This is a genomic window from Tianweitania sp., from assembly GCF_032053605.1.
Classification (GTDB): Bacteria; Pseudomonadota; Alphaproteobacteria; order Rhizobiales; family Rhizobiaceae; genus Tianweitania.
On sequence record NZ_DAMBUH010000024.1, the window covers coordinates 42,237 to 45,815 of the forward strand.

General features: G+C 57.5%; 3 protein-coding genes. 2 read left to right on the forward strand and 1 reads right to left on the reverse strand.

Going from position 1 to position 3,579, the window contains the following annotated elements:
• The coding region (locus RTX98_RS08265) for an FdhF/YdeP family oxidoreductase (protein WP_312795893.1) at positions 1 to 1,947 on the forward strand (1,947 nt) is incomplete at its 5' end.
• A gap of 83 nt (positions 1,948 to 2,030) precedes the next feature.
• On the opposite strand, the gene RTX98_RS08270 is transcribed toward RTX98_RS08265, so the two are convergent.
• Positions 2,031 to 2,234 carry a hypothetical protein gene (locus tag RTX98_RS08270; RefSeq protein WP_312795894.1) on the reverse strand — a complete coding sequence of 68 codons (204 nt, stop codon included), beginning with the start codon at positions 2,232 to 2,234 and terminating at the stop codon, positions 2,031 to 2,033.
• A 147-nt stretch (positions 2,235 to 2,381) separates the two neighbouring features.
• Here RTX98_RS08270 and RTX98_RS08275 point away from each other — a divergent pair, with 147 nt between their 5' ends.
• Positions 2,382 to 3,482: a catalase family protein gene (locus RTX98_RS08275; protein ID WP_312795895.1), complete on the forward strand. Its 1,101-nt coding sequence runs from the start codon at positions 2,382 to 2,384 to the stop codon at positions 3,480 to 3,482.
• Positions 3,483 to 3,579 lie beyond the last annotated feature (97 nt).

A 3,579-nucleotide genomic window follows, 5' to 3' on the forward strand; every position in this document is an offset into this window, starting at 1 on the left:
GAGCCGGTAAGCTGGGGCAAGGCTTTTGCAGAAATCGGCCGCGAACTTTCTGCCATTCGCGCCGACGATCCGAAGAAAACTGTGTTCTATGCGTCTGGCCGTGCCTCGCTGGAAACGTCCTATATGTATGGATTGATGGCGCGGATCTACGGCAACAACAATCTGCCTGATAGCTCCAACATGTGCCATGAATCCACTTCGGTGGCGCTACCCAAGAGTATCGGCGTACCGGTCGGCACGGTGCGCCTCGACGATTTCGAAAAGACAGATGCGATCTTCTTTTTTGGTCAGAATGTCGGCTCGAACAGCCCTCGCATGCTTCATGATCTGCAGAAAGCAAGCAAACGCGGCGTGCCGATCGTCAGCTTCAATCCGCTGAGAGAGCGAGGACTGGAACGCTTCACAAATCCTCAGTCGCCGATCGAAATGGCGACAGGAAGTGAAACGCGCATCAGCAGCGAATATTATCAGGTGAAGGCCGGCGGGGACATTGCCGCTATCACAGGCATCTGCAAAGCGCTGCTGGAACTGGATGCGCAAGCTGTTGAAGCCGGCCAGAAAAGCCTGCTCGACCACGCCTTCTTGACCGAGCACACGCATGGTTCAAGCGAGTTCCTCGACTTCGTGAAGTCTAGCGACTGGGATGAGCTCGAACGCCATTCAGGCCTGACGCGTGAGGCGCTCACCCGCGCAGCCACGACCTACGCCAAGGCAGAGCGTGTGATTGGCGTTTACGGCATGGGCCTGACTCAGCATAAGCTCGGCGTTACCACGGTACGGATGCTTGCCAACCTCCTGTTTATGCGCGGCAACATCGGCAAGGATGGCGCTGGCATCTGCCCTGTGCGCGGCCACTCCAACGTTCAGGGTCAGCGCACCGTTGGCATATCAGAGAAGCCCGAGCTGGTGCCGCTGGATAAGCTCAAGGCGCTCTACCATTTCGAACCCCCAACAGAGACCGGCTACAGCACCGTGGATGCCTGCGGTGCGATCATCCGTGGCGAGGTGCGAGCCTTTGTTGGTCTGGGCGGCAACTTCCTCCGTGCTGTGCCAGAGCGCGAGTTGATGGAACAGGCTTGGCCAAAAATGCGGCTGACCGTTCAGATCGCCACCAAGCTGAATCGCGGGCAGCTCTTCAATGGTGAGGTCGCCTATCTGCTGCCGTGTCTCGGCCGCATCGAGATCGACGAGCAAGCGAGCGGCACGCAGGTCGTAACGATGGAGGATAGCACGTCCTGTATTCACGCCTCGCGAGGATTTGCCAAACCGGCAAGCGAGCACCTGCTGTCTGAACCGCGCATCGTCGCGGAAATCGCCAGGGCCACGTTGCCTGACGCGATCCACGTTCCCTGGAATGATTGGGTCGACGATTACAGTAAGGTACGTGATGCGATCGAAAGCACCTACCCCGACATCTTCAAGGATTTTAACGCGCGTATGTTCACGCCAGGCGGCTTTCCAAAGCCGCTCGCAGCGCGGCATCGCGAATGGAACACCGAGAACGGGAAGGCAAATTTTGTGGTGCCTGAAGCTCTGTCCGCCAGCTTCCAGACGGGGGCCGAGCCAGACGTTCTACGGCTGATCACGCTACGCAGCAACGACCAGTTCAATACCACGGTTTACGGCTATTCGGATCGCTTCCGCGGGATCAACGGCACGCGCATGGTGGTGCTGATGAACACACTGGATATGGAGAGGCTGGACATCCAAAACGGCGAGATCGTCGCGTTGGAGACAGAAGCGAACGACCACGTGCATCGTCGCATGGAAGGCTTCGAAGTCGTGAACTACAACATCCCCTCGGGCTGCGTCGGCGCTTACTACCCAGAGTGCAATGCACTCATTCCGTTGTGGCAGCATGCCGACGAGAGCAAGGTTCCGGCCGCAAAATCCGTCCCTGTTCGCGTCGTGAAGATGCAAGCCGCTATGGATCAAACAGCTGCCTAAGACTGAGCCGCAATGTTCGTAATTTAGGTAATACGGAGGGTAAGCGATCCCGATCAGGTGGGATCGCTTACCCTCATGAACGACTAAGGATTGGTCGTCGCCGTCCCATTCGTTCCTGCAGCAGGAGCTTGTTGGCTCGGCGCATTGGTGCCCGAGTTCTGCTGATCGGAGCGCTCTACCGGCGCTGTATCGGTTACCACTTGGCTGTCGAGCAGGCTGTGCACTGTCCAGACCGCACCGATCAGCACGACAACCAGCACCAGGATCCAAATTTCGCGTCGCTGCATGATGTAAGCTCCATACCGTTACTTGAGGAAGGTCATCTCGAACAACCAAGGCATGATCCGGTTCCGCTTCCAACTCGGAAGCAACCACAAGGCATCTTGGGAATTGTGACAGTGCTCAGCGTAACACAATCATTTCGGGAGCCCGCCATGTCGAGCCAGCCACCCCTTTCTCCGCAGCGCTACTCACCCGCCGTCGATAAGCCCACGCCCGAAGAAGCTGAGGTGGGCCGCAAGATCGACGAGACAATGGGCAAGGTCCGGGAAAAGACGTTTGAAGATTCCGGTCACGCGATCCGCAGCGTTCACGCGAAAAGCCATGGCATTCTCCAGGCTGAGCTGGAGATCGACGGCAATCTGCCGAACGTACTTGCACAAGGCATCTTTGCGCATCCTGGACGCCACGACGTTCTTATGCGCTTCTCCACCATTCCCGGCGACATCCTTCCAGATAGTGTGTCGACGCCGCGCGGTGTGGCCATCAAGATTTTCGGCGTTGAAGGCGAACAGCTGCCTGATGCGGAAGGTAGCGGCAATCAAGACTTCATCATGGTCAACGGTCCGACCTTCCAAGCGCCGGACGGTAAAGCCTTTCTCGGCAGCCTGAAGCCTATCGCAGCAACCACCGATCGCGTGGAAGGCTTGAAGAAGGTCGTATCCGCTGCGGCACGCGGCATTGAGACAGTCGTGGAGGCTGTTGGCGGTGAGAGCGCGATGCTGAAAAGCATGGGCGGGCAGCTCGAGACCCACATTCTTGGCGACAGCTTCTTCAGCCAGCTTCCTGTCCGCTTTGGTGACTATATTGCCAAGATTTCGATCGCCCCAATTTCCGACAACCTGCGTGCGCTCACCGATCAGTCGCTCAATGTCAACGGCGTGCCGGATGGTATTCGTGAAGCCGTGGTCGAGTTTTTCGCCAGCCAAACCGCTGTGTGGGAAATCCGCGCACAGCTCTGCACCAACCTTGAAGACATGCCGATCGAACCTGCCAACAAGGAATGGAGCGAGGAAGAAAGCCCTTATGTTCGCCTTGGGATCATCACGGCGAAGCCACAGCAAGCCTGGAGTGAAGCACGCTCGCGAGCCGTGGATGACGGTATGGGCTTCAATCCATGGAACGGTGTCGAGGCTCACAAGCCGCTCGGCTCGCTAATGCGTATGCGCAAGAATGCCTACAAGCACTCTCAGCAGTTTCGCAGCGCGCGAAACGGAACGCCGGTGCAGGAGCCACAAACGCTCAACCTCCCCTGACTTGAGGCGGTCGCTTCAAATAAAAAGGCCGGCATTTAATGCCGGCCTTTTTATTTGTCTGATCAGAAAGGAATTTCGTCGTCGAGATCGCGAGAGA

Coding starts and splice junctions, on each gene's coding strand:
- RTX98_RS08270 (WP_312795894.1), bottom strand. CDS start 2,234: ATGCAGCGACGCGAAATTTGGATCCTGGTGCTGGTTGTCGTGCTGATC.
- RTX98_RS08275 (WP_312795895.1), top strand. CDS start 2,382: ATGTCGAGCCAGCCACCCCTTTCTCCGCAGCGCTACTCACCCGCCGTC.